Here is a 23,523-nt window from a genome sequence, read left to right as displayed (position 1 = left end):
GAACTGGCCCCCCAATCGACAGGACCCTGAAATGCTTTCAAGATCTGGATCAACACGCAGCACGATCCGCGCCAATCATGCGCTTTTGACGCCGGAGAGTTTCGAACGCATAACCCAACCCGGATGGGACGGAGCCGAATTCGTCTATGTGATCACTCCACAGATGGGGGCGCGGTTCAGCATGGCGCTCGTCGAAACGAGCGCCGCGGCAGAAGCCACGATCGATTCCTCCGGGCATGCCAGCTTCCTGTTCGTCCTGGGCGGCCAGCTTGAGGTCAAGGTGGGGAGCGGGAGCCATCGGCTGACTGCCGAAGATTTTGTCTTTCTGCCCCCTTCGCTTGCGGCAGGCCTGCGCTACGAAAACGCAACCCGCTTCGTCCTCTATCAATGGCGCTTCATCGCGTCCGGCGAACGATATCCCGATCTGTATGTCGGTCATGCGAGCGAGCGTCCTTCGTCGGCGCTGCGAGGTGACGAAACGCTGCAGGTCCAGAAGTTGCTTCCGACCGATCCCATATTCGATGGGGAATTCAACATAATGACCTTCGAACCCGGAGCGTCCCTCGCCTATGTCGAGACGCATTTCATGGAACACGGCCTGCTTTTCCTCGATGGCGGCGGCGTCTACAGGCTGGACGAGAACTGGTATCCGGTCGAGAAGGGAGACTTCATCTGGATGGGACCACATGTGCCTCAATGGTTTGGTGCGCTTGGTCGCACGCGATCGCGATACCTGATCTACAAGAACTACAACCGCAGTCCGATCGCAGGTTGAAGCCTCCGCGATCGTGACATCACTCGTTCATCGTCGAGAAATGCGTCTTGACCGCCTCGGCAAAAGCCATCGCCGCGGCCGACGGCGTGCGACCGGCACTGTTGCAGCAGGACAGAACGCCGAACTTGATGACGTCCTCCTTGAGGTCGATGAAGGCGATGCGCTGCGGGCTGTTCCGGATAAAGCGGCCGGTGACGATACTCACCCCGAGGCCGGCCTGAACCATCGTTCGCAGGAGCGTGAAGGAATTGGTCTCCATGATGGGATTGATCTTCAATTCGGTCGCGGCGAACGCATCGTCGAGCATCCTGCGCAGCGAAAGCGACCGATCCGGCAGGATGAAGTCCGCTCCGGATATGTCCTGCAGCTTGACATGCTTGCGGCGGGCGAGCGGGTGGCTGAGCGACGTGATCAGATGCGTCTTGCGCTGGAGCACGGAGAGAAAGTTCAACTCTTTGATCGACGGGAAATTGTAGCCGAAACCGATGTCGACATCGCCGTCATGCAGACGCTTGACGATCTCCGGCGTGTTGTCGACGATGGTCTTGAACGTCAGGTTGGGATAGCGGGCATGAAGATCCGCAATGACGTCCGGCAGCAGATCCGTGGCGATGACTTCGTTGACGCCGATGCGCAGATGTCCCCTCTGCAACCCCTTGAGTTCGCTGATCTCGTCGCCCGCGATCGACAATTCGTTCATGACGGAGCAGAGCCGGTAATGCAGTATCCGGCCCGCCTCGGTCAGGCGCAGTCCGCTCGGCCCGCGCTCGCGATCGAACAGCCTGGCATCGAGATGGGCTTCGAGAAGGCTGATCTGGCGATTGATCGCCGATGCGGCAACGTGAATCTCGTCAGCCGCCCTCCGAAAGGAACCGTGCTGCACGACTTCGAAAAAATACCGAAGCGCGGTCATTTTCGCCAGACGTGGAACCGACTTCTCATCCATCGCACATCACCGTTCGACATCGTCACCGCAACGAAGAGTCACGATGCTCCCAATCACCGTAACCACATTGGCTTACAATAGGATCTTCAACTTGACCATGAAGAATGCTCAACAAATTGAGGAGGCGCTCGCGGAGCTTTCGGCCCTGCTTGGCGCGTCGGGCTATCTCGGTGGATACGACGAACGAAAACGGCATTCCCGGGATACGTCGACGGCCCGGAGCTGCCTGCCTATCGCCGTCCTGCGCCCCGGGAATACGGAGGAGGTTGCCGGCATCATGCGGGTCTGCCAACGGATTGGCATGCCGGTCGTGCCGCAGGGAGGATTGACCGGCCTGTCGGGCGGCGCCGTTCCGACGGAAGGCAGCGTCGCGCTCTCACTCGAGCGGATGAATGGCGTCATTGAGGTCGACGCCGAAAACGCCAGCCTGACGGCGTGGGCGGGCACCCCTCTCGAAACGGTGCAGGAAGCCGCCCGGTGCGCCGGCTTCGAATATCCCGTGGATATCGGGGCCAGAGGGTCGGCAACGATAGGCGGCACGATCGCCACGAATGCCGGCGGCATTCGCGTCGTCCGGCACGGCATGACCCGCCAGCATCTCCTGGGGCTGGAAGCCGTTCTGCCGGATGCCTCCGTCATCCGGAACTTGCGCCCTATGCTGAAGGACAATGCGGGCTTCGATCTGAAACACATGTTTGTCGGAAGCGAGGGTTGCCTTGGCGTGATCACCCGGGCGGTTCTGCGCCTGTCGCCCGCGCCACACGACAGATATACCGTCCTTCTCGGGATGCCAGGCTATGAAGCTGCGATCGCGTGCCTTGCTTCCGCCAGACGCCATTTTCAGGCGGAGCTCACGGCATTCGAAGGCATGTGGCCGGCATATTGGAGCCTGGCGTGCCGGATGGTTGCAGCCTCGCGCCCTCCACTGGGGACCGGGCACGGGATCTATATCCTCATGGAGACCAGCAGTCGCGACCGCGGATGGCTGGAAGAATGGCTTGAGGATTGCCTTGAAGCGGGCGTGGTTTCCGACGGCGTACTTGCCGACTCGCTGTCCGCCGCCAGGACCATGTGGTCGGTCCGCGAGGCGATCGGCGATGTGGATCGAGAGATCGGAGCGCACCTGAATTTCGATATCGGCCTGGCGCCGTCGCAGCTCGGGGAATTCGCGGAAGCTTGTGAGAAAGCGCTGGGCGATCTCGTGACTCGAGACATACTTCATCTCGGCCATATCGCGGATGGCAATCTGCATGTGATCGTGCCGGTTCCTGCGGGAGACGAAGTCACGGGCACCGAAGTCGAGCGCCGCCTGTTCGATCTGCTCGCTGAACGAGGCGGCAGCGTTGCCGCCGAGCACGGCATCGGCACACTCAAAAGGCCCTGGATCGACCGCACCCGTAGCGCTGACGAGATCAGCTTGATGCGCGTCCTGAAGGCTGCAATGGACCCCAAAGGCATATTGAATCCGGGAAAGGTCATTCCGTGACGTCGTGCGGGAGGCTGCATACGGTTCGCGACGGTATCGGGCGTCCCGCACGAGAGGACCGCAAGGCGTTTCCGGGCTTCTCCATCCTTTACGCACCTCTCCTGCTGTTCAAGGGAGCGAGCTAACCCGCCGCCGGCTTTGCGAATGGCTTCCTGAATGGATTGAACGCGGCAACCTTCCGGCTTTCAGAACGGTCCCCGTTCGGGTAACCAGGGCGGCCGCCCGAACTTCGGATCAAGGGGAATCGTTTTGCCTTTTGATGTGCTTCCTTTAAAACCGAAGAAAAACGAAAGGAGGGGATCATGTTCCTGACGGACCGCCAGACAAAGATCGTGGAGCTTGCGAAAACCACAGGCCGGGTTCTGGTCGACGATTTGGCCCTGCAGTTCTCGGTTACGCCGCAAACAATCCGCAAGGACCTGAATGACCTGTGCAATGCCCAGCTGCTGACGAGGGTCCATGGCGGCGCGACCTTCCCGCGCGGCACCGAGAATGTCCGCTACGATGCGCGACGCCAGATCGCCGCCGCGGAAAAGCAGGCAATCGGTATCGCCGCTGCCGAGCTCATACCCGACAATGCTTCGCTCTTCATCAATATCGGCACGACGACGGAAGCCGTGGGCGAAGCCCTCATCCATCACCACGAGCTGATGGTGATTACCAACAATATCAATGTTGCCAACAGGTTGCGGCTATTGGACGACATCGAGGTGGTGATCGCCGGCGGCGTCGTGCGCCAGTCCGACGGCGGCATCGTCGGCGAAGCGGCCGTCGATTTCATCCGCCAGTTCAAGGTGGATTACGCGGTGATCGGTGCCTCGGCGATCGATCCGGACGGCGCGCTTCTCGACTACGACTTCCGCGAGGTGAAGGTTGCGCAGGCGATCATCGCCAATGCGAGGCACGTCATCCTGGTCGCCGATTCCACCAAATTCGAACGCACGGCGCCTGTTCGCATCGGCCAGATACCCCAGGTCCAGACCTTCATCACCGATCGCTGCGATTCCCCTTCCATCCGCGATATCTGTCGGCAAAGCGGCGTCGTGCTCGTGGAAACTTCGAAACCCGAGCGCTGATTTCGAAGCCGGAAACATTCGTTTGACATTCGAAAAATTTTCGTTTTAATCGTCTCGACTTTCGTAATGAACGAAAGCAGGGCCCTGTCCGGGCTCGACGAGAGGGATTATGACCCAGCAAGTCCACGACATCTTCGTGATCGGCGGCGGCATCAACGGCTGCGGCATTGCACGCGATGCGGTCGGACGGGGCTATTCCGTCGCTCTTGCGGAGATGAACGATTTCGCCTCCGGCACGTCGTCGGGCGCCACCAAGCTCATCCATGGCGGCCTGCGCTATCTCGAACACTACGAGTTCCGGCTCGTGCGCGAGTCCCTGATGGAGCGTGAAACGCTCTGGGCGATGGCGCCGCATATCATCTGGCCGCTGCGTTTCGTCCTTCCTTATCACAAGGGCGGCATTCGCCCGGCCTGGCTGATCCGTCTTGGCCTGTTCCTTTACGATCATCTCGGCGGCCGCAAGCTTCTGCCGCCGACGGCCGTGCTCGACATGCGCACGGACCCGGTCGCAAGGCCGCTCAAATCGCTGTTCACCAAGGCTTTCGAATATTCCGACGGATGGGTGGACGACGCGCGCATGGTGGTGCTGAACGCTCGCGACGCGGCCGACAAGGGTGCCCTCATCATGCCGCGGACGATGGTCGTGTCGGCAAAGCGCGAAAACGGCCTTTGGTCGATCGACACCGTCGATACCGTCTCGGGCAAGGGTGTGAACTACCGGGCGAGGATGCTCGTCAATGCCGCCGGCCCCTGGGTCGATTTCGTCATCCGCGGCGTCTTCGGACGCAACGAGGCCCATCATGTCCGTCTGGTTCAGGGCAGCCACATCGTCGTGAAGAGGAAGTTCGAGGGCGAGCGCGCCTATTTCTTCCAGAACCCGGACAACCGCATTATTTTCGCGATCCCCTATGAGAACGACTTCACGCTGATCGGCACGACCGACCGGGATTACACGGGCGATCCGAAAGACGTGAAGATCTCGCCGGAGGAAACCGACTATCTCTGCCGCTGCGCATCGGAATATTTCCGGGAGCCGGTCAGAAAGGAAGACATCGTCTGGACCTATTCGGCGGTACGTCCACTCTTCGACGATGGCGCTTCGAAAGCGCAGGAAGCGACCCGCGACTACGTGCTGAAGGTCGAAGGCCAAGATGGCGAAGCGCCGCTGATGAACATCTTCGGCGGCAAGCTCACCACCTACCGGCGGCTTTCCGAACATGCGCTGGAGAAGATCGGTGCGGCAATCGGCGTCCAGGGTGTGCCCTGGACGGCGGGCAGTCATCTGCCCGGCGGCGATTTCCCGGCGCAAGGCTACGAGGCCGAAGTCACCAGGCTGAGGACCCGCCATCCTTTCCTCACCGAAAGCCATGCGCGCCGGCTTGTTCGCCGCTACGGCACCAGGGCGGCGGCGCTCCTTGGCGAAGCCACGGGGCTGGAGGATCTCGGGCGCGATTTCGGCGCCGATCTCTATGAAGCCGAGGTGAAATATCTGATGGCCCACGAATGGGCCACGACGGCCGACGACGTGCTTTGGCGGCGGACCAAGCACGGACTGCGGCTGAGCCAGGAACAGGCAGCGCGACTGGAGGAGTACATGGCCGCACATCCGGCCAGGATGGCCGGATAAAGGTGGCATGTCCCCGGTGTTTGGGAGGCACGGGAACGAATGCTCGAATTGCGGAACGCCGCAAAGACGGTGGGTGGGGAATATCATATCCATCCGACCAACCTCGTGCTTGAACGGGGCTCGCTGAACGTCCTGCTGGGGCCGACGCTCTCGGGCAAGACGTCGCTGATGCGTCTGATGGCTGGCCTCGACCGGCCGACGGGCGGCTCGGTGCTTGTCGATGGCGCCGACGTGACGGGCATGCCCGTCCAGAAGCGCAATGTCGCGATGGTCTACCAGCAGTTCATCAACTATCCGGCATTGACCGTCTACGAGAACATCGCCTCACCGATGCGGATCGCCGGCAAGGATGCCGCCACGATCGACAAGGAGGTGCGCAAGGCTGCCGAACTGTTGCGCCTGACGCCCTATCTCGACCGGACGCCGCTCAACCTTTCAGGCGGCCAGCAACAGCGTACCGCCCTTGCGCGCGCACTCGTCAAGAACGCAGGCCTTGTCCTGATGGACGAGCCGCTCGCCAATCTCGACTACAAGCTGCGCGAGGAACTGCGCGCCGAACTGCCGAGGATATTCGCGCAATCCGGCGCGATCTTCGTTTATGCGACAACCGAACCTTCCGAAGCCCTCCTGCTCGGAGGCAATACGGCCACCCTTTCGGAAGGGCGCATCACCCAGTTCGGCCCGACGATCGGCGTGTACCGCAGGCCGGCCGATCTCGTCACCGCGAAGACCTTCGCGGACCCGCCGCTCAATTTCATCGAGGTGATCAAGTCCGGCGGCTCCTTCCGGCACGGGGATACAGAGGGCATGCGCGTGCCGTCGCATCTCTCGGCCATCGCGGACGGGCCGGTCACCGTCGCATTCCATCCGCACCATCTGGGGCTTGCCGCTCAGACGCCGGATTCGGCGCAGATCCGTACCAGGACGCAGGTTTCCGAAATCACCGGTTCGGAAAGCTTCGTCCATCTCGATTTCAACGGCATCCGCTGGGTCATGCTGGCACGCGGCATTCACGACATCGATCCGGATACGGAAATCGATGTCTTCCTCGATACCCGGCATCTGATGGCTTTTGGCCCGGACGGACGCGCGATCGCGACCGCCGCGGCGCATTGAGGGAAAAGACATGGCACACATCACCCTCGACCACATCCGCCACGCCTACGGTCCCAACCCGCAGTCGGACCAGGACTACGCGCTGCGCGAAATCGACCACGAATGGAACGATGGCGGCGCCTATGCCCTGCTCGGCCCTTCCGGCTGCGGAAAGACGACGCTGCTCAACATCATCTCCGGCCTGCTCCAGCCATCGCATGGCCGCATCCTGTTCGACGGCAGGGACGTGACGGACCTTTCCACGCAGGCCCGCAACATCGCGCAGGTCTTCCAGTTCCCGGTCATCTACGACACGATGAGCGTCTACGACAACCTCGCTTTTCCGCTGAGAAACCGCGGCGTTGCGGAGCCCGAGGTGGACCGCCGGGTCCGCGAGATGCTGGAGATCATCGACCTTTCGGGCTGGGCGAAGCGCAAGGCCCAGGGCCTGACCGCCGACCAGAAACAGAAGATCTCGCTCGGCCGCGGGCTCGTGCGCAACGACGTCAACGCCATTTTGTTCGACGAACCGCTGACGGTGATCGACCCCCATATGAAATGGGTGCTGCGTTCGCAATTGAAGCGGCTTCACAGACAATTCGGCTTCACCATGGTCTATGTCACGCACGATCAGACCGAGGCCCTGACATTCGCCGACAAGGTCGTGGTCATGTATGACGGCCAGATCGTCCAGATCGGCACGCCGGCGGAACTCTTCGAACGGCCCAGCCACACCTTTGTCGGCTACTTCATCGGGTCTCCCGGCATGAACGTGCTGCCCGCCAACATAGAGGGAAGCACGGTCTCGATCGGCGGCGAGACGCTGTCGCTCGACTACGCTCCCGATGTTTCCGGCGCCCGCCGGGTCGAACTCGGCATCCGCCCGGAATTCGTCCGGATCGGACGCGAGGGCATGCCGGTCACGATCAGCCGTATCGAGGATATCGGCCGCATGAAGATCGTTCGCGCGAATTTCGCAGGACAGCCGATCGCGATCGTGGCCGAGGAGGACGCGGAGATCCCTTCGGAAGCGGGCATCACCTTCGACGCCGGAGCCATCAACATCTACGCCGATTCCTGGCGCGTCGGCAGGGAGGGCTGATCCATGGAAAAGACCTGGAACAACAAAGCCTGGTTCCTGGTGCTGCCGGTCCTGCTGCTGGTCGCCTTCTCGGCGGCGATCCCGTTGATGACGGTCGTCAACTACTCGGTTCAGGACACGTTCGGCAACAACGAGTTTTTCTGGGCGGGCACGGACTGGTTCGACGACATCCTGCATTCGGACCGCTTCTGGGAAGCTCTCCAGCGGAATCTGCTCTTCTCCTTCATCATCCTGGCGCTGGAAATCCCGCTCGGCATCTTCATCGCGCTCAACATGCCGAAGAAGGGTATCGGCGTTCCCGTATGCCTCGTGCTGATGGCCTTGCCGCTCCTGATCCCGTGGAACGTCGTCGGCACCATCTGGCAGGTGTTCGGCCGCGTCGACATCGGCCTGCTCGGCCACACCCTGGCGGCGATGGGGCTCGACTACAATTATGTGCGCGACCCGGTCGATGCCTGGATCACGGTCGTCATCATGGACGTCTGGCACTGGACGAGCCTTGTCGTGCTGCTCTGCTATGCCGGCCTCGTCTCGATCCCGGACGCCTATTACCAGGCGGCCAAGATCGACGGCGCCTCGCGCTGGTCCGTCTTCCGCTACATCCAGTTGCCGAAGATGAAGCGCGTGCTGCTGATCGCCGTCCTGCTGCGCTTCATGGACAGCTTCATGATCTATACGGAGCCTTTCGTGGTCACCGGCGGGGGGCCCGGCAATTCCACCACGTTCCTGTCGATCGACCTCGTGAAAATGGCCGTCGGCCAGTTCGATCTCGGTCCGGCCGCCGCCATGTCGATCGTCTACTTCCTGATCATCCTGCTGCTCTCATGGGTGTTCTACACCGTGATGACCAGCGGCGACGCCAAGAACTGAGAAGGGAGAGGACCATGGCCCAGACCACCAAGTTCAAGCCTGCCGGCAACCTCTCATGGCTGGTTTCGACGCTCTACATCGTCTTCCTGCTGCTGCCGATCTATTGGCTGGTGAACATGAGCTTCAAGGAGAATGCCGAGATCACCGGCACCTTCTCGCTCTGGCCGCAGAACCCGACGCTCAGGAACTATTCGGTGATCTTCACCGATCCGTCCTGGTATTCGGGTTACATCAACTCGATCATCTACGTGGTCCTGAACACCGTGATCTCGGTGCTCGCGGCGCTGCCGGCGGCCTATGCGTTCTCGCGCTACCGCTTCCTCGGCGACAAGCACCTGTTCTTCTGGCTCCTGACGAACCGCATGGCGCCGCCCGCGGTCTTCGCGCTTCCCTTCTTCCAGCTCTATTCCGCTTTCGGCCTGATCGACACGCATATCGCCGTCGCACTGGCGCACTGCCTCTTCAACGTGCCGCTTGCCGTCTGGATTCTGGAAGGCTTCATGTCCGGCGTGCCGAAGGAAATCGACGAGACGGCCTATATCGACGGTTATTCCTTCCCCCGGTTCTTCGTCAGGATCTTCATGCCGCTGATTGCCTCGGGGATCGGGGTCGCCGCCTTCTTCTGCTTCATGTTCTCGTGGGTGGAGCTGCTTCTCGCCCGCACGCTGACGACGACCGCCGCAAAGCCGATCTCGGCGATCATGACCCGTACGGTATCCGCCGCCGGCATGGACTGGGGCGTTCTCGCGGCAGCCGGCGTGCTGACCATCGTGCCGGGCGCGCTCGTCATCTATTTCGTCCGCAACTACATCGCCAAGGGCTTTGCCCTCGGCCGCGTCTGACAAGGAGGAACCGCGCATGAACTTTTCATGGATGGCCTGGACGCTTCCGACAGCCCTGTTCTTCCTGTCGATCCTCGTGCTGCTGATCGGCATGAGCATATGGGAATATTTCGTGCCGGGCGGTTCGCCGCGGGTCGGCATCCTGCGCTTCGAAACGACGCGCGGCGACCGGCTCTTCATCTCGCTGCTCGGTGCGGCCTTCATTCATCTCGCATGGCTGGGGCTCGTTGGCCCCAGCCTGTGGTGGGCTCTTGCCATTGCGGTGGTCTACGCGATCTGCGTCTTCCGCTTCGTCTAGAGGCAAGCCGATGCGGACGCCCTGACGATCGGGCGCCTGGAAATGAACATGCACTCGCAAACTCTGGGAGGATATCATGCGACGGCATCTTATGACGACAACGGCAGCCATGCTGCTGGCACTGACCGGCTCCGCCTATGCCGGCATGGACGAGGCGAAGCAGTTTCTCGACAAGGAGGTCGGCGACCTTTCGGCTCTTCCGCGCGCCGACCAGGAAAAGGAGATGCAGTGGTTCATCGATGCGGCAAAACCGTTTGCCGGCATGGATATCAAGGTCGTTTCCGAAACGATCACCACGCACGAATACGAATCCAAGGTGCTGGCTCCCGCCTTCACCGCGATCACCGGCATCAAGATCACCCATGACCTGATCGGCGAAGGCGACGTGGTCGAGAAACTGCAGACGCAGATGCAATCGGGCGAGAACATCTATGACGCCTATATCAACGACTCCGACCTGATCGGCACGCATTGGCGCTACCAGCAGGCCCGCAGCCTGACCGACTTCATGGCGAAGGAGGGCAAGGACGTCACGAACCCCGGCCTCGACATCGACGACTTCATCGGCAAGTCCTTCACCACCGCGCCGGACGGCAAGCTCTACCAGCTTCCTGACCAGCAGTTCGCGAACCTCTACTGGTTCCGCTACGACTGGTTCAACGACGAGAAGAACAAGACGGACTTCAAGGCCAAATACGGCTACGACCTCGGCGTTCCGGTCAACTGGTCGGCCTACGAGGATATCGCGGAGTTCTTCACCGGCCGCCAGATCGACGGCAAGAAGGTCTACGGCCACATGGACTACGGCAAGAAGGACCCCTCGCTCGGCTGGCGCTTCACCGACGCCTGGCTGTCCATGGCCGGCAACGGCGACAAGGGAATCCCGAACGGCAAGCCGGTGGACGAATGGGGCATCAAGGTCGACGAGAATTCCCGTCCGGTCGGCTCATGCGTCGCACGCGGCGGCGACACCAACGGCCCGGCCGCGGTCTACTCGATCCAGAAATACCTTGACTGGATGAAGGCCTATGCGCCGGCCGCGGCCCAGGGCATGACCTTCTCCGAATCCGGTCCGGTGCCCTCGCAGGGTGAAATCGCCCAGCAGATGTTCACCTATACGGCCTTCACCGCCGATTTCGTGAAGGAAGGCCTGCCGGTGGTGAACAAGGACGGCACGCCGAAATGGCGCTTCGCCCCAAGCCCGCACGGCGTTTACTGGAAGGACGGCATGAAGCTCGGTTATCAGGACGCCGGCTCCTGGACGCTGATGAAATCCACCCCGGACAACCGCGCGAAGGCCGCATGGCTCTATGCGCAGTTCGTGACCTCGAAGACTGTCGACGTGAAGAAGAGCCATGTCGGCCTCACCTTCATCCGCCAGTCCACGCTCGACCACAAGTCCTTCACCGATCGCGCGCCGAAGCTCGGCGGCCTCATCGAGTTCTACCGTTCGCCGGCCCGCCTGCAGTGGTCGCCGACCGGCACCAACGTTCCCGATTATCCGAAACTCGCGCAGCTCTGGTGGCAGGCGATCGGGGACGCATCTTCGGGAGCCAAGACCCCGCAGGAAGCCATGGATTCTCTTTGCGCCGAGCAGGAGAAGGTGCTGCAGCGTCTCGAACGTGCCGGCGTTCAGGGCGAGATCGGCCCCAAGCTCGCCAAGGAGCATGATCTTGAATACTGGAACAAGGATGCCGTTTCCAAGGGCAACCTCGCTCCGCAGCTGAAGATCAAGAATGAAAAGGAAAAGCCCACGACGATCAACTATGACGAACTCGTCAAGAGCTGGGCGGACGCAAAGAAGTAACGAACCATGACGCCGGGCGCTCCAGGCGTCCGGCGAACCTACGGCATCATGCATAGATTCCATAGGCTGGAGAGCCCCTCCCCGCGGATTGCGGGGAGGGACGACCTTTCCCCCATATCGATTTGAAACCTCGTCGCCCACGTGGCGAAGCGAAGAGCATTGCCCGGAGCGACAGACCATGAGCGGTTACATTCTCGCAATCGATCAGGGAACCACGTCCTCGCGGGCGATCCTCTTCGGCCCCGACATGCAGGTGAAGGCTGCCGCGCAGCGGGAGTTTACGCAGTTCTTTCCCAGGGCAGGCTGGGTCGAGCACGATGCCGTGGAAATATGGGGCAGCGTCGTGGCAACCGTCCGCGAAGCGCTTGCCGCAGGCGGCATGAAGGCTGCGGACATCGCGGCCATCGGGATTACCAACCAGCGGGAAACGACGCTTGTCTGGGACCGGGAGACCGGAAAGCCGCTCTACAAGGCGATCGTCTGGCAGGATCGCCGCACGGCCGAAATGTGCGACAGGCTGAAACTCGACGGCTATGAAAAACTCTTCACCACCAAGACCGGCCTGCTGCTCGATCCCTATTTTTCCGGTACGAAACTGCGCTGGCTGCTGGACAATATCGAGGGCCTGAGGTCACGCGCGGAAGCAGGCGCAGTCTGCTTCGGAACGGTCGACAGCTGGCTGATCTACAATCTCACGGGCGGGCGCCGGCATGTCACCGACGCGACGAACGCTTCACGCACCCTGCTCTACAATATCGCCGAAAACCGCTGGGATGCGGAGCTTCTCGGCATTCTCGGCGTTCCGCTCGCCATGCTGCCCGAGGTGAAGGACAATGCCGACGACTTCGGGACCACCGATATCGGCCTGTTCGGCGCCGCGATCCCCATTCTGGGCGCCGCCGGCGATCAGCAGGCCGCGATGATCGGAAACGCCTGCTTCGATCCCGGCATGATCAAGTCCACCTACGGCACGGGCTGCTTTGCGCTCCTCAACACCGGCACCGACCGGGTCGTCTCCTCAAACCGCATGTTGAGTACCATCGCCTATCGCCTTTCCGGGCGGAACACCTATGCGCTGGAGGGTTCGATCTTCGTTGCCGGAGCCGCCGTGCAATGGCTTCGTGACGGGTTTGGCGTCATCAAGAACGCGTCGGACGCCGATGCCCTGGCCGCGGCCGCCGATCCGCAGCAGCGTGTCTACATCGTGCCGGCCTTCACCGGCCTCGGCGCGCCTTACTGGGACCCCGAAGCGCGCGGTACGATCTTCGGCCTGACCCGCAACAGCGGTGCGGCGGAGCTGACGCGCGCGGTCCTGGAATCGGTCGCCTACCAGACGCTCGATCTTTTCGTGGCCATGAAAAAGGACTGGGGAGACCATCCCATCGAAACGGTGCTGCGCGTCGACGGCGGCATGGCGGCGTCCGATTGGACGATGCAGCATCTCGCGGATATGCTCGCCATCCCTGTCGAACGGCCCGCCCTGGTGGAAACGACGGCACTCGGCGCCGCCTGGCTGGCCGGCGCGCGTGCCGGTATCTGGCCGGACCAGGGGGGATTTGCGCGAACCTGGGCGCGCGAGCGCGTCTTCGATCCGTCGGTCGACGAGCCTGAAAGGCTGGCCAAGGTCATGGGGTGGCGGGACGCCGTCGCGCGAACCCTGACAAGCAACCTGCCCGGCTTTTGAACCCGGCACACTGGCGTACCTTTGGCTACCGGCGAGTCCGGTCATTGTCCTTTCAAGGGGCGGGAACCCGTCACTGCCTCTCCTGCCCCTGACATCTCACGGCCGCCCATCGATCCGCGATGCGGCCTCGGTCCGGAAATCCGGCACTACGCCGTGCCCGACGAAGAAGCGGGCCAGATCGGATTTCATCGTCAACCATGCGGTATGAATGTGCTGGCGGAGGAGCTGGCTCGCCTGCGCGGCGTCGCGACGCCTGCACGCTTCGAGGATCGCCTTGTGTTCGTCCTGCGAGGCGGGCGCGGAATGTCCCGCCCAGTAGGATGCATGGACGTACCGGTGCGATACGTAATGCGCGTGACGGATCATCTTCAGCAGATGACTGGCCTCCGAAGGCGCATAAAGCGACAGGTGAAAATTCAGATTGAGATCGCACATCCAGGAAAGGTCGGACAGGTTCTCCATCTTGTCTATGAAGGCGGCCCCCTTCTCGATATCCCTGCTCGTCATCATCGGCATGGCGAGTTCGATCGCGATCGGTTCGAGGGCGCTGCGGATGCGGAACATCTCGTCCATTTCCGCGGCCGACATGCGCGTGACGATGAAGCCGCGGTTCTTCACGGCCTGCACAAGCCCTTCCGCCTGCAGCTCCCGCAGCGCTTCCCTTATCGGGGCCTTGCTGATCTGCAGCAGTTGCGCGACGTCGTCCTGCTTGATGGTCGCTCCACCCTGCAAGGCACCTGTGACGATCGCCTCGCGCAACGCGACAGCCGCCATCTCCGGCGCGGTCTGCGCCGCCGACGCATGCCGCCCGACCACCTCCCGAAGGCTCGGTAGATTAGACATCAATTCTCCTGATCCGATCGAACTCCGATCCGCAAGGCGTCACGCGGCCCTGAACGTAGTGATGTGACCATCCTTGCCAATCTTTCACAAGCACCCTGCAACTCCTGATCCGAAGCTGCAATCGACAAACGTATGAATCCCGGCATTGCGAAAGCTGACCCCGGGACGCTCGACAAGCCGTAGTCGTTCAACAGATGGGCTGCAACGGCCGTATCGTGCGCGAGGTTCGACTTGCCGATGAGACGGCGCACACCGATAAACGCATAGAACGCGCCATCCGGTCGGATGAACTCGATCTCCTCGATCTTCTCCAGCGCGGTCGCCACGAGATCGGCGCGACGGGCGAAGGTTCGCGCCGCTTCGGCGACGAAGGCCTGATCGCCGGCAAGCGCCGCCGCCGCCGCGGCCTGGGCTACGTTGCAAACGGAGGTGACGCTCTGCGACTGCATCTTGTTAATAGCTGCGACAAGCGCTTTCGGCCCGGCGGCATATCCCACCCGCCAGCCCGTCATCGCATAGGTCTTGGAAACGCCGTTGACCAGGAGCGTCCGGTCACGCAGCGACGGGCACACCTCCCCGAACGAGACGAAGGGCACGTCGCGCAGCAGGATATGCTCATAGATCTCGTCCGAAAGAACCAGGATTCGAGGATGTCTTGAAAGAATGGCCTCAAGCGCCGCATAGTCGCCGGCCGTGTAGATTGCGCCCGTCGGATTCGACGGGGAATTCAACATCAGCCACTTCGTGCGCGGCGTGATCGCGGCTTCGAGGCGAGCGCCGGATAATTTGAACCCGGCCTCCGGCCCGCATTCCACATAGATCGGTGTTCCACCATGCAGGGCGACGATATCCCCATAGGACACCCAGCAAGGCGCGGGGATCACGACTTCGTCGCCTGGCTCCAGCGTCGCCAGAAAGGCATCGAATATGATCTGCTTTGCGCCGTTGGCGATCGTGATTTCGTCCAACGCAAAATCCAGCCGGTTCTCTTTGCGGAACTTGTCGCTGATCGCCCGCCGCAGCGCCTCGCTGCCCGCAGCCGGTCCATATCGTATGCCGCCGGCCCGGATGGCCTCGTGCGCGGCTTCGGCAACGTGGGCGGGCGGTTCGAAGTCGGGCTCCCCCAGGGAAAGATCGATGATGTCCCGGCCTTCCGCCCGCAGCTTCTTCGCCGCCATTGCAATCGCCATGCTCGGCGATGCCTTTATCCCGCTCGACCGGCCGTTCTCGTAGTTCATGTCCGTTTCCCATGCAGGTTGATCGCCTCTGGTGATTGCGTCATCGCTTGAGGCTCCGCTGCAAATAGGTCTCCAGCCAGCCCGAATATTTCGAAATCGAGAAGCACAAGACAAAGTAGATGGCCGCCACCCCAAGATAGGCCTCGAGATAGAACGCCTGCCATGTCGTGTCGGCGATTGCGGCCCGTGTGGTGCCGAGCAGGTCGAAAAGGCCGATGATCACGACAAGCGAGGTTGCCTGCAGAAAGTCCAGAAAAGCGTTGATCAGCCCGGGAAGTGAAACGCGCAGCGCCTGCGGCAGAATGATGAGCTGCTGCATGCGCCAGTAGCGGAAGCCGAGTGCGGCAGCCGCTTCCCTCTGTCCGCCCGGCACCCATTGCAGCCCGGCCCTCACCGCTTCCGCGACATAGGCGGCCAGAAAGACGGCGATACAGAACAGGGCGCGAATGATCTTCGGGATGGATATCTCGGCTGGCAGGAAGAGCGGCAGGACGACCGACGCCACGAAAAGCGCGGTGACCAGCGGAATACCGCGAACGAGTTCGATGAGCGCGACGGCAGCCGCGCGCAGCGGGATGATCTCCGACTGGCGAGCCAGCGCAAGCAATATCCCGAGAGGCAGGGCGATGATGATTGCTCCGAGGGACAGCACCACGGTCAGGGGGAGGCCGCTCCACTGGTCCGGCGAAACATAGGGCAGTCCCAATATGCCTCCGCTGAGGAGCAGCAGGACCGTCACGACGACCAGCATCCACAGGGCGGGCAGACGGCGCGACCAGAAACGGGGCACCGACGAGAAACCGGCGGCAATCGTCACGATAACGAGCACTGCCACCGCGCGCCAAAGCTCCGCCTGCGGATAGAAGCCAAACAGGATCAGCCGCCACTTTTCCTGTAGTATGGACCAGCAGGCGCCGGCCGCCTGCATGCATTCGCCGGCTTGACCGGGCAGCATGACGGCTCCGCTCACGGCCCATTGCCACAGGCGCACCGCCAGATAGATCAGGAAGAACGACAATCCGGCGGTGATGACGGCATTGTACCACGGATGAAAGAACGGGCTGCGTCCGCGATGCCGGAGATATGATTGCGCCATGGTCATGCCAGCGACAGCCGTCTGTTGAGACGGTTCATGATTTCGGAAATGACGAGATTCAGCAGAAGATAGGCCGCCACGAAGATGGCTATGACCTCGATCGCGCGGCCGCTCTGGTTCATGATCGTGTTGCCGACGGACACGATGTCGGAATATCCGACCGCCACGGCCAGCGAGGTGCTTTTCGTCACGTTGATATACTGGTTCGTCATGGGTGGGATGGCGATGCGTACGGCCTGGGGCAGCACGATCAGCCGCAGGGTCTGGAGATAGCGGAAACCCAGGGCGGATGCCGCCTCGGACTGGCCGGCCGGCACGGACAGGACGGCGCCGCGCACAATCTCCGCCATGTAGCCGCTCGTATAGAGCGTGAGGCTGATGACGAGCGCGGCAAACTCGGGCGTTACGGACATGCCGCCGCGAAAATTGAACCCGCGTTTTTCCGGCAGATCGGCCACGATGGAACCGGAGAGGAACAACAGCACCGTCCCCGCCAGCAGGGCCGAGATCACCAGCCACCAAAATCCTTTCACCGGATCGCGGTTCACCAGACGCCATGCGGTGAAAAGCGCTGCCGCGGCGACCAGGCCGCAGCCCAGGATCGTCAGCACGGAATGCTCGCCTGTGAGGGTCAGGAACGGAAACCAGATGCCGCGATTGGACAGGACCACGCCGCCGACCGGCTCCCAGGCGTCGCGTGGCAGCGGCAGGGAAAACTGGATGATCGCCGACCATGCGAAAAGCTGCAGCAGGGGCGGCACGTTGCGCAGCACTTCGATGAGGAGGCCGGCACAGCCGCGAAGCGGCGGATTGGAAGAAAGGCGCAGGACACCGATCAGTGTCCCGACGACAGTCGCGAACGCGATGCAGGCGATGGCAGCCTTGATCGTGTTCAGGAAGCCGACGAAAAGCGCTTTCGCGTAGCTGTCCGACCCCGAAAAGGGCAAGAGGCTGTTTCCTATGTCAAAATTGGCCGGGTAACGCAGAAAGCCGAAATCGACGCTCATATTGCGGCTGCCAAGCGCGGCCAGCGAGAAGCGCATGAGCAGGAACACGCCCGCGAACATGACGAGCCACGTCAGCATATAGCCAAGGATCACATGCGTTCTGAAAAACGAGGTCGACACTGGACACCTATCGGAAGAGACGCTGCCCCGCGTCTGCCGAACAGGTCGCGGGGCACCATGCGATCACATCGGCGGCGCATAGAGCAGGCCGCCCTTGGACCATAGCGCGTTGGCGCCGCGCGGCAGGCCGAGCGGCGAGCCCGCGCCGACATGGCGCTCGAAACTCTCGCCGTAGTTCCCTATCTGCTTGATGATGTTGTACGCCCAGTTCTCCGAAATTCCGAGCGCGTTGCCTGAACCGGGCGTGGCGCCGAGCAGCGACTTCACGGCCTCGCTGCCGCTCGACTTCATCTCCTCGACATTGGCGCTGGTGACGCCATATTCCTCGGCGGTGATCATCGCATTCAGCGTCCACCGCACAATGGCCGTGAACTGAGGATCATCCTTGCGCACGACCGGCCCAAGCGGGGATTTGGAGATGATTTCCGGAAGAACGACATAGTCGGCCGGTTTTTTCGCAGTCGCGCGAATGGCGGCCAGGTTGGACGAGTCCGCCGTGATCGCATCGCAGCGACCCGAGAAGAACGAGTTGTTGAGCGACTCCTGATTTTCGATCGCCAACGGCTGATAGGTCATCCCGTTGGTCGTGAAATAGTTGCGGGTGTCGACCTCCGCCGCAGAACCCTGGTTCATGCAGATCGTCGCGCCATCGAGCGCCTTGAGATCCTTGATGCCGGATGCGACGGGAACCATGAAGGCCAGGCCGTCGTAAAAATTGATACCGGCCCAATCCAGACCCAGTCCCGCGTCACGCTGCAGCGTCCAGGTCGAGTTTCTGGTCAAGACGTCCACTTCGCCGGCCTGAAGCGCGGTGAAGCGAACCTGCTCGGACGTCGGCACGAAACGAACCTTGGAGGCGTCGCCGAAGATCGATGCGGCGATCGCCTTGCACATGTCGACGTCGAAACCCGTCCAGCGCCCGGAACTGTCGGCGACACTGAAGCCGCCGAGCCCCGTGTTCACGCCGCAGACGAGTTCCCCGCGCGCCTTGATCTTGTCGAGCGTCGGTCCGGCGGATGCCTGGTTTGCGACCGAGAAGGCGGCGCAGGCAAGGAGTGATGTGAGAAGTTTCTTTCGCATTCCTATTCCCCTTTTTTTGAAGTTTGACGACCTCATTACCGTCGGACAGCCTGTCCGGCCTTCTTGTCAGATCGTGAACAGGTCTCCCGACAGATATTTGTATCCGGTGTCGCAAATCACCGTCGTCACCGTTCGGCCCCTGCCGAGCCGCCTGGCGATCCTCAAGGCGGCAACGACATTGGCCGCAGCCGACTTCCCGCCGAATATGCCCTCCTCGCGCGCGAGCCGGCGAGCCATGTCATATGCTTCATCATCGGTGACAGCTTCGATCTCATCGACAAGATCGTAGCGGAAAAGTACTCCCGGAGGCCCGTCGCCGACGCCGTCGATGTGGTGAACGCCCTTGGGACCGCCCGAGATATGCCGATATCCGGCGGGTTCGACGGCGACGCCGAGCATATCGGGCCGGTAGGCCTTGAAGACCTCCATCGTACCGGAAAAGCACCCGCCGGAGCCGCAGGTCATTGTGAAAGCGTCCACCTCTCCGCCGGTCTGCTCCAGGATTTCGCGGCCCATCGTATTGTACGCCTTGGGATTGGCTGGATTTTTCATCTGATGCAGATAGTAGTTGCCCGGAACGCGGCCCAGTTCCTCGACCCGGGCATGCATGAGATCGAACAATTCCGGGTAGGTCGCCTTGCCGTGAACACTTGGAATGATGTCGAGCGTTGCGCCGAAAGCCTGGATGGTCTTCAGCTTCTCGTCCGCGAAAGCATCGGACGTCACGATCGTGCAGGCATATCCCTTCAGCGCGCAGATCATCGCGAGCGCGGTTCCCGTGCTCCCGCCGCTGGCCTCCACGACGCGCTGGCCCGGCTGAAGCCTGCCGGCGCGCTCCGCGTCCTCGATCATCGACAGGGCGCTGCGGTCCTTCGAGCTTCCTGTCGGGTTCTTGCTTTCCAGCTTCACGAGGACGCGCGCGTCGTCAGGCCCCGGAAGCTTTGTGAGGGCGATGAGCGGCGTATTGCCGATACCCGAGAGAAGGTTGAAATCTTTATGCGTCATGTTGCTTTCCCATGAGATTCCGGATGATTGCATGACGGCGTCAAGTGGCGCTGACGCCCTGCTGAAGCCAGGTGTTCAGGGAGTCCGGGTCGACGGCCGAGATCCCGCCGTCCGCCATGAGATTGATGCCGGTAATGTACGATGCATCGTCACTTGCCAGGAACAGGATCGCAGCCGCGATCTCTTCGGGACGCGCCGGTCGCTTCATCATGCCGCCCTGGCCGAACCCCCGGATGAACTCCTCGGCGGTTTTCCCGAGCGCCGCCGCCCTCTTCTCGTGGAACCGCGTGAAGACCGGTCCCGGCGAGATGGCGTTCGAGCGGATGCCATCCCTGGCGTGATCGTAGGCGATGCCGCGCGTGAGACCGATCACCGCGGCCTTGGTCGTATCGTACTCCACCATGTTGCCGCCGGCGGCGGTCGAACGGTTCGACGAGACGTTGACGATGCTGCCGCCGGTGCTTGCCTTCATCGCGGCGACAGCCGCTTTCGCGCAAAACGCATAGCCCTTCACGTTGACACCGAGAATGCGATCCCAGGTCGTATTGTCGGTATCGAGGATGCCCTGATAGTGACGGATGCCCGCATTGTTTACGAGAATGTCCAGGCGGCCGAACCGGGCAACCGCCGCCTCGATGAAAGCCGTGCACTGCGCCTCGTCCTGCGTCTGCGTCCGTACGAAGAGGACGACTTCGCCTGAAGCGTTCAGTTCTTCCGCGACGGCGACGCCACGTTCTTCATCTACATCCGCGAAACACACCTTTGCGCCTTCGGCGATGAACCGGCGAACGGTCGCCTCGCCGATGCCCGATGCGCCGCCCGTGACAGCAGCAATTTTTCCTTCCAGTCGCCTCATGACAGTACTCCGTAAATCGTCGACGATTTTGTCTCATAGACGACGATTTATGTCAACGACGACTTTTTTTTACGCAAGGCGCCGCGACGGAGAAGATATCCATTGGCAGGAGCAGCCTTCTCCTTCCGGAATACAACCTGGATGACAAGTTGATCACCTGCAGCGGGGCCGATTGAGCAGTACGCCCCTCCCGCATGCCAGCTCCAGATCCAAGGCAAAACCGTTCCGCGACTTTCCGAAATATCGTTCTATCGGCGACATGATCTTTGCCAAGATCTTCTTTGTCTGCAAAGGAGATGGCTTCTAAGTTTGCGTTTACTGATATCCTCTTGGAAAGGTATGGAAATGTCGGCTGAAACTCTCGACGCCATCGAGAAACCGGAGCAGATTCATCGCCTGCTGCATCGCCGTTACGGAGCCGGCCAGACGGTGCATACAGAGGAATGGAACGCGACACTCGCCGCCATTCTTTCACATCGCTCCGTCCGCACATATCTGTCCCGGCCTGTGCCGGAAGGCGTCCTGCAGTTGGCGATAGCGGCAGCGCAATCGGCCCCGACCTCCTCCAACCTGCAGGCGTGGAGCGTCGTGGCGGTCGAAGACCCCGATCGCAGGGCGACACTCGCCGAGCTCGCCTCTCCCAATCCGCAAATGGTGTCGGCACCGCTCTTTCTCGTGTGGCTCGCGGACCTCTCGCGGCTCAGAAACATCGCCGGCACCTATGGCAAGACCGGTGAAGGTCTCGATTATTTCGAAAGCCTCCTGCTCGGCGCGATCGACGCCGCGCTTGCTGCCCAGAATGCGCTCGTCGCCCTGGAATCGCTGGGACTCGGCACCTGCTATATCGGCGGCATCCGCAATCATCCTGCCGAAGTCGGCAAGGTGCTCGGCCTGCCACCGGAAACCTTCGCGGTTTTCGGCATGTCGGTCGGCTATCCCGATCCCTCAGTCGAAACGGACATCAAACCCCGCCTGCCCCAATCCCTCGTGCTGCATCGCGAGCAATATCGGGCGGGCGCTCACGAAACCGATCTCGCAGCCTATGACAGAACGATAAGCGCGTTCCAGGCCGGCCAGGGTATGACCGTGAGGGGGTGGACGAGCGTCATCGCCAACCGCATCGCCGATACTGCGGCTCTCAAGGGCCGGCATGTGCTTCTCGACGTCGTCCGTCGCATGGGGTTCAAGGCAAAGTAGGCGAAATTGACTTCGCTCAACCTGGAATGCCGTTCGCCGCGAATCCTCCTTCCGTGACCATAGGTCCGGCGCGCGCCCCCCTTCGGCGACAAGGAGCGTTGGGTATCGCCGCGTAAAGAAAATTAGTCTATGGTTTTTGTATATTATAAAATCATCTTTCCATTTGGAAGGCGGCTCCGCATGCAGCGGACTTCGCCACATGAGCCCCTCCCCGCTAGTCTTGCTGCATCGACAGCAACCGATGAGGAGCCGGTTCATGAGCCAGAAGGCGATTTCCCGCGATACTTTCCTTACCTGGCTTGCAGATGGACAGGAGCTGGCGGTGCTCGACATCCGCGATCCGGCCGTCGTTGGTTATGCCTCGCCGCTGTTCGCCACCAACCTGCCGGTCGAACGGGTAAAGAACGATATCGATCGTTTCGTGCCGCGCAAGGTTGTCCGCACCGTGCTTGCCGATGCCGGCGACGGTGTTGCCGCGCGCCTTGTCGAGGAACTCGCCGCCATCGGCCGGTCGAATGTATTTGCACTTGAGGGCGGCATTCCGGCCTGGACAGCGAACGGCGATGGCAAGACGCTGCCGACTTTCGACACGCCCGGCGTCGATTTCTCCGTTGCGGTAAAAGAGGAGAAGAACACGCCGGTCATCTCCGCCGATGAACTGAAGAAGCTACGCAACGCCGGCGAAGACGTCATCGTCATCGACACACGCACCGTTCCCGAATTTGTGCGCGAGCATGTGCCTGGAGCCGTCAGCGTGCCGGGGGCCGAACTGGTGTTGCGCTTCAAGGATGTCGTTCCCTCCGAAAAGACAAAGGTGGTGGTCTCATGCGCAGGCCTACCGCGCGCCATTCTCGGAGCGCAAACGCTGATAGACGCGAAAGTTCCCAACCAGGTATCCTATCTCCACGAAGGCACCAAAGGCTGGACCGCAGCCGGTCTCGGCCTCGAAACCGGCAAGACCCGCGTCTATGGGAAAGCCAGCGATGCAGCACTCGAATTCGCCCGCCGGCATATCGAGGCATTGAGCAGCGACGATCGCTTTCCCGAAATCGATGTCGCGACCGCCCGCAATTGGGCTACCGATCCGGACCGCACCACTTATCTTCTGGATGTCAGGACGCCAGAAGAATTCGAGCTGGGGCATCTCGACGACACCCTGTCATCCGAAGGCGGCCAGTTGCTTGGCGTTGCCTATCGCACCATCGCCGTGCGCGGGGCGCGCGTCGTCCTGATCGACGACCTGCCTGGCGTGCGCGCCCGCACCGTGGCCCATTGGCTTCAGCGGCGAGGCTACGAGATCGCCATCCTGCTTGTCGATTTCCAGGCCGGCCGGCTCAGCGAAGTGGCCTGATATAAGCCGGAGAAATGAACTGCCGATCCGACAGAAATCGCCTGCCGATAAAGCCGTCGCTCAGCCATGGCCTGCTGCCTCCCATCAACAGGTGAACGCGACAAGTTTCCACGCCTGCCTGT

The 23,523-nt window shown here is 61.7% G+C and carries 21 protein-coding genes; 13 read left to right on the top strand and 8 right to left on the bottom strand.

The genetic code is table 11. The features are described from left to right. The first annotated feature begins 31 nt into the window (after positions 1–31). Positions 32–775, top strand: coding sequence for a (S)-ureidoglycine aminohydrolase (allE, locus tag ACFFP0_RS09145; RefSeq protein ID WP_377259350.1), 744 nt, complete (start codon positions 32–34; stop codon positions 773–775). Between the two features lie 19 nt (positions 776–794). Here the strand turns inward: allE and ACFFP0_RS09140 are convergent, their stop codons facing one another. Then, on the bottom strand, positions 795–1,721 hold the full coding sequence (locus ACFFP0_RS09140) for a LysR family transcriptional regulator (RefSeq protein WP_377259347.1): 927 nt from the start codon (positions 1,719–1,721) through the stop codon (positions 795–797). Between the two features lie 97 nt (positions 1,722–1,818). Between ACFFP0_RS09140 and ACFFP0_RS09135 the strand changes: the two genes are divergently transcribed. From ACFFP0_RS09135 to glpK, 10 genes are all read left to right on the top strand, one after another. After that, positions 1,819–3,207, top strand: a complete 1,389-nt coding sequence (locus tag ACFFP0_RS09135; protein WP_377260116.1) for an FAD-binding oxidoreductase — start codon at positions 1,819–1,821, stop codon at positions 3,205–3,207. Between the two features lie 302 nt (positions 3,208–3,509). Continuing rightward, positions 3,510–4,283 carry a DeoR/GlpR family DNA-binding transcription regulator gene (locus ACFFP0_RS09130; RefSeq protein WP_377259343.1) on the top strand — a complete coding sequence of 258 codons (774 nt, stop codon included), beginning with the start codon at positions 3,510–3,512 and terminating at the stop codon, positions 4,281–4,283. A 109-nt stretch (positions 4,284–4,392) separates the two neighbouring features. Then, entirely contained in the window at positions 4,393–5,910 is a 1,518-nt protein-coding gene (gene glpD / locus ACFFP0_RS09125) for a glycerol-3-phosphate dehydrogenase (RefSeq protein ID WP_377259340.1), read from the top strand. 39 nt (positions 5,911–5,949) lie between these two features. Continuing rightward, positions 5,950–7,026: an ABC transporter ATP-binding protein gene (locus ACFFP0_RS09120; RefSeq protein ID WP_377259337.1), complete on the top strand. Its 1,077-nt coding sequence runs from the start codon at positions 5,950–5,952 to the stop codon at positions 7,024–7,026. Positions 7,027–7,036: 10 nt separating this feature from the next. Next, the gene (locus ACFFP0_RS09115; protein ID WP_377259334.1) at positions 7,037–8,107 is read left to right on the top strand and encodes an ABC transporter ATP-binding protein; all 1,071 of its coding nucleotides are present in this window, start codon (positions 7,037–7,039) and stop codon (positions 8,105–8,107) included. 3 nt (positions 8,108–8,110) lie between these two features. Beyond that, positions 8,111–8,977 carry a carbohydrate ABC transporter permease gene (locus tag ACFFP0_RS09110; protein ID WP_377259331.1) on the top strand — a complete coding sequence of 289 codons (867 nt, stop codon included), beginning with the start codon at positions 8,111–8,113 and terminating at the stop codon, positions 8,975–8,977. Positions 8,978–8,991: 14 nt separating this feature from the next. Beyond that, complete coding sequence (locus ACFFP0_RS09105) at positions 8,992–9,819, top strand: carbohydrate ABC transporter permease (RefSeq protein ID WP_377259328.1); 828 nt, start codon at positions 8,992–8,994, stop codon at positions 9,817–9,819. A gap of 16 nt (positions 9,820–9,835) precedes the next feature. Next, complete coding sequence (locus ACFFP0_RS09100) at positions 9,836–10,117, top strand: DUF2160 domain-containing protein (RefSeq protein WP_377259326.1); 282 nt, start codon at positions 9,836–9,838, stop codon at positions 10,115–10,117. Between the two features lie 76 nt (positions 10,118–10,193). Then, the gene (locus ACFFP0_RS09095) at positions 10,194–11,924 is read left to right on the top strand and encodes an ABC transporter substrate-binding protein (RefSeq protein WP_377259323.1); all 1,731 of its coding nucleotides are present in this window, start codon (positions 10,194–10,196) and stop codon (positions 11,922–11,924) included. Between the two features lie 178 nt (positions 11,925–12,102). Then, a complete protein-coding gene (glpK, locus tag ACFFP0_RS09090; protein WP_377259320.1) occupies positions 12,103–13,608 on the top strand; it encodes a glycerol kinase GlpK in 1,506 nt (501 codons plus the stop codon). A gap of 96 nt (positions 13,609–13,704) precedes the next feature. Here glpK and ACFFP0_RS09085 read toward each other — a convergent pair whose 3' ends face one another. The 7 genes from ACFFP0_RS09085 to ACFFP0_RS09055 all read right to left on the bottom strand — a co-directional run bounded on the left by ACFFP0_RS09085 (position 13,705) and on the right by ACFFP0_RS09055 (position 20,853). Continuing rightward, positions 13,705–14,451, bottom strand: coding sequence for a GntR family transcriptional regulator (locus tag ACFFP0_RS09085; protein WP_377259317.1), 747 nt, complete (start codon positions 14,449–14,451; stop codon positions 13,705–13,707). Beyond that, a complete protein-coding gene (locus tag ACFFP0_RS09080; RefSeq protein ID WP_377259314.1) occupies positions 14,451–15,689 on the bottom strand; it encodes a pyridoxal phosphate-dependent aminotransferase in 1,239 nt (412 codons plus the stop codon). Before ACFFP0_RS09080 ends, ACFFP0_RS09085 begins: the two co-directional genes overlap by 1 nt. Before the next feature lie 40 nt (positions 15,690–15,729). Beyond that, positions 15,730–16,785: an amino acid ABC transporter permease gene (locus ACFFP0_RS09075; protein WP_377259311.1), complete on the bottom strand. Its 1,056-nt coding sequence runs from the start codon at positions 16,783–16,785 to the stop codon at positions 15,730–15,732. A gap of 2 nt (positions 16,786–16,787) precedes the next feature. After that, on the bottom strand, positions 16,788–17,885 hold the full coding sequence (locus ACFFP0_RS09070) for an amino acid ABC transporter permease (protein ID WP_377259308.1): 1,098 nt from the start codon (positions 17,883–17,885) through the stop codon (positions 16,788–16,790). 90 nt (positions 17,886–17,975) lie between these two features. Beyond that, positions 17,976–18,992, bottom strand: coding sequence for an amino acid ABC transporter substrate-binding protein (locus ACFFP0_RS09065; protein WP_377259305.1), 1,017 nt, complete (start codon positions 18,990–18,992; stop codon positions 17,976–17,978). A 66-nt stretch (positions 18,993–19,058) separates the two neighbouring features. Beyond that, complete coding sequence (locus tag ACFFP0_RS09060) at positions 19,059–19,997, bottom strand: PLP-dependent cysteine synthase family protein (protein WP_377259302.1); 939 nt, start codon at positions 19,995–19,997, stop codon at positions 19,059–19,061. A gap of 40 nt (positions 19,998–20,037) precedes the next feature. Next, positions 20,038–20,853, bottom strand: a complete 816-nt coding sequence (locus ACFFP0_RS09055; RefSeq protein ID WP_377259299.1) for an SDR family NAD(P)-dependent oxidoreductase — start codon at positions 20,851–20,853, stop codon at positions 20,038–20,040. 345 nt (positions 20,854–21,198) lie between these two features. Between ACFFP0_RS09055 and ACFFP0_RS09050 the strand changes: the two genes are divergently transcribed. Beyond that, positions 21,199–22,050: an NADPH-dependent oxidoreductase gene (locus ACFFP0_RS09050; RefSeq protein WP_377259296.1), complete on the top strand. Its 852-nt coding sequence runs from the start codon at positions 21,199–21,201 to the stop codon at positions 22,048–22,050. Between the two features lie 256 nt (positions 22,051–22,306). Continuing rightward, positions 22,307–23,401, top strand: a complete 1,095-nt coding sequence (locus tag ACFFP0_RS09045) for a rhodanese-like domain-containing protein (protein ID WP_377259293.1) — start codon at positions 22,307–22,309, stop codon at positions 23,399–23,401. Positions 23,402–23,523 lie beyond the last annotated feature (122 nt).

Origin of the sequence: Neorhizobium puerariae, assembly GCF_042429745.1 — a bacterium.
Classification (GTDB): Bacteria; Pseudomonadota; Alphaproteobacteria; order Rhizobiales; family Rhizobiaceae; genus Neorhizobium; species Neorhizobium puerariae.
Note: the sequence above shows the minus strand (reverse complement) of the source record. Positions and strands in the feature narration are given on the sequence as shown.